Source organism: Helicobacter pylori FD535 (genome assembly GCF_000296015.2).
GTDB classification, from domain to species: domain Bacteria; phylum Campylobacterota; class Campylobacteria; order Campylobacterales; family Helicobacteraceae; genus Helicobacter; species Helicobacter pylori_CT.
Genome location: NZ_AKHP02000013.1, coordinates 1 through 3,181, shown reverse-complemented (window position 1 = coordinate 3,181; position 3,181 = coordinate 1). Strand labels below are relative to the sequence as shown.

Here is a 3,181-nt window from a genome sequence, read left to right as displayed (position 1 = left end):
GAAGCGTCTTCTCTAATGGCCGTGTGCGGGCAGCCTCCTGTTTCTACGCCAATGATCCTCTCTCGTGGCATCACCGAATTTTTACACATAAACTCCGCGTCTTCTTTGGTGTAAATATCATTAGTGATGACCGCCATGTCATAATCTTTTGACATGTGGCGCGTTAAAGCTTCAATCAAGGCGGTTTTACCGCTTCCTACAGGACCACAAACTCCAATTTTTACCATAAAATTCCTTTCAATTTGAGATTAAAATTCAAGACATATAAAGGCGCGAGTATAAACTCTCATGCTGCATCGCCTTAATGTCGTTTTGAACGCTTGCCGCACACAGGTGGCTTTCGTCTAGTTCTAGGGTTTTTTCTATGAGCTGGTTAAAAGGGCTTTGCAAGCTCAATAAGATTTTTTGCCCGTCGTTTTGAGATAGTGGGACGCTTTTAACGCAGTTGATCACCATGTTAGAAGTTTGCGCATAAAGATAATGCCTTAAAGCCTTTTTCAATTCAATCCCCAAACTCGCCGCAAAAACGCCATAGCTAGTGGCATGGGTGGGATCTTTGGTTTTTTGAGCGTAAGCGTTGAAAAATACACCCATGTCTAATTCGTTCATGGCTTGTAAGGTTTTAATGAAGCGATTGCCTAGCTTTTGATTGGCTAATCGTAATTCCATGGGGCTTGTGGATAGTGTAATGATTTCTTCAACCCCTAAGATCTTTTTTAAATCTTGTTGGAGGGCACTTTCATAGGTTAATTTCAAGCTCAGCATTTCCGTGTAAAGGAACTGGCTAGAGAGATTGGCTTTTAAATACTCTAAAGCGCTTTCTTTATGGGTAACCTTTTTTTGCTGGATGTAAGTTTCTAGCCCAAAAGAATGCGTGTAAGAGCCAATGGGGAACACCGCATCATTGACTTGTAAGATCAGAAATTCATTATCCACATGAGCATTGTTATCCGTCTTTGGAGTTTTTGGGGGCATACCCACGCTTTTTTTAGTGCTTTCCACGCTCTTTCCTTTATCCATCTGTTATTTTTCTATTTTTATTTTTCTATTTCATGACCACTTTAAAATCGCTCGCCAATGAGACCTTAAAATTAGGCTCACTATGGGGCATGCTCACGGTTAAGCGTTCTTTGGAATCCAGTTTTGAACTTAAAACACGACTTTGAACCCCTAGCTTTTCTAGTAACGCTAGTGTGGGCTTTTCAAATGGTGTTTTAAATTCAAATTGAGACTCGCCATAGTATAAAGCCGCATGGCGGTTTCCTATTTCATAGCATATTTTCGCTACCTCTGCCACGCTCTTAGCTTGGATGTGAATGACTTCAGAATCCAAGATATTAACGGCGATAATTTCCTTCTCTTCTTTCAATAAAATGTCCCCTTGAGAAAGACCCAACTTGGGAGCGTCTTTAAGGCGTATGGCTATGTCTTTGCCTTGCCTGGTTTTAAAGCGAGCGATTTTTTTCCTCGTTTCAAACCATTCCAAATCCACATAATCCACGCTGAAATCCAAGGGGTTTAAATCCCTTAGATTGCCTATTAAACGCTCTATGATCATCTCACACCCAGTGTTGGATAAAGAGTAACCAAGCAGGGATCCAAGCGGTTAAAATACCCTCAATGATAGCAAGCCATGGAGTGAATTTCCCTAAAGGGATTTTCAAGATGTTTTCAATGAAAGCGGTAAGCCACAAAACACCCCAAGCCAACCAAATGATCGCCCACCAATCGCCTTCAGTGATGCCTAACACTTTGTGGTCATCAAGCATATCGCTATAGTGGGATAAAATCGCAGCAGGAACCGTGTTGATCGCTACGAATAAGCTATACCAAGAGTAGGGTCTCCAATCCAAGCCAAAAGTGTGGTTGATAGCCGCATACAAGTAGGTGAAACCAAACAATAACCCAGTCGCTGGCCCATAGAAACTAGTCAAATGGTGCGATACTTGAGCAATATCTTCAGCACCTTCTACAGGGGCTGTAGGGTTGAGCGCGGAATAAGTGATGACAACCACATTACAAATAATGGAGAGTCCGCCCACAAAAAAGTTCATCACCGCAGTGCTTTTAGGATCGACTTTGGTTAACCCGCAAATCCCATTGCTGATTAAAACAATCCCAACATATAACAATACAAGTCCTAGCATTGCCTTTTCCTTCCAAACAAAAATTTTTACAACAAACGCACCTTACGAATAACTTTTGTTGCTTGAGCTAATCATAAAGAAAAATAGTAAATTGACAAAAAATAAAAACAAAAAAAAGCCCCCAATTTTTTGATAAACAAAAAATCAGAGAGCTAAAAACTAAGGATTTAAGGAGCGTTGCTCCTTTAAAGATCCTAGAAAATGCTAAAGAGTTGTGCCAAGCTCACTTTATTGGCTGGTTTAGAAGTTACTTCTTTGCCATCCACGAACACATGGTAAGTTTCAGGATTGACTTCAATGTGAGCGGTAGTGTCGTTGAATTGCATGTCTTTTTTAGTGATGTTTCTGCAATTTTTTACCGGCAACACTTGTCTTTCAAGCCCTAATTCTTCTTTAATGCCTTTGTCATAAGCCGCTTGAGACACAAAAGTGATGTTGGCATCGTATTTAGCTTTACCATGATGAGCGAACATTTCTCTGTAATAAACCGGTTGTGGGGTAGGGATAGAAGCGTTCGCATCACCCATTTGACTCAATGCGATGAACCCGCCTTTGATGATCATGTTGGGTTTCACGCCAAAGAATGCGGGACTCCACAATACCAAGTCAGCCACTTTGCCCACTTCTACAGAACCTACATACTCGCTAATCCCATGAGCGATCGCTGGGTTAATGGTGTATTTAGACAAGTAGCGTTTGATCCTGAAGTTGTCGTTATCGCCTTTTTCTTCTTTCAAGCGGCCAAATTCTTTTTTGTTTTTGTCAGCTGTTTGCCAAGTTCTGGTGATAACTTCACCCACACGACCCATAGCTTGAGAGTCAGAACTAGTGATGGAGAAAATCCCCATGTCATGCAAAGTGTCTTCAGCCGCAATAGTTTGAGGGCGGATCCTTGAATCAGCGAACTGAACATCTTCTTTAATGCTTTTATCCAAGTGGTGGCACACCATAAGCATGTCCATGTGTTCTGCTTCTGTATTCACAGTGAAAGGGATAGTGGGGTTAGTGGAAGCGGGTAGAATATTGTGCTCACC

4 protein-coding genes and 1 pseudogene are annotated in these 3,181 nt (G+C 41.5%); all 5 read right to left on the bottom strand.

Annotation, left to right across the window (positions count from 1 at the left end; all coding sequences use genetic code 11):
- On the bottom strand, positions 1-227 hold a 227-nt coding region (locus DV63_RS11110; RefSeq protein ID WP_020982382.1), incomplete at its 3' end, for a GTP-binding protein.
- Positions 228-255: 28 nt separating this feature from the next.
- The gene (locus DV63_RS11105; RefSeq protein ID WP_000357385.1) at positions 256-1,020 is read right to left on the bottom strand and encodes an urease accessory protein UreF; all 765 of its coding nucleotides are present in this window, start codon (positions 1,018-1,020) and stop codon (positions 256-258) included.
- 25 nt (positions 1,021-1,045) lie between these two features.
- Positions 1,046-1,558 carry an urease accessory protein UreE gene (gene ureE, locus DV63_RS11100; protein WP_000583049.1) on the bottom strand — a complete coding sequence of 171 codons (513 nt, stop codon included), beginning with the start codon at positions 1,556-1,558 and terminating at the stop codon, positions 1,046-1,048.
- Between the two features lies 1 nt (position 1,559).
- Positions 1,560-2,147: an acid-activated urea channel protein UreI gene (gene ureI / locus DV63_RS11095; protein ID WP_000901259.1), complete on the bottom strand. Its 588-nt coding sequence runs from the start codon at positions 2,145-2,147 to the stop codon at positions 1,560-1,562.
- Positions 2,148-2,341: 194 nt separating this feature from the next.
- Positions 2,342-3,181: pseudogene (gene ureB / locus DV63_RS11090) on the bottom strand (urease subunit beta); the annotation flags it as partial.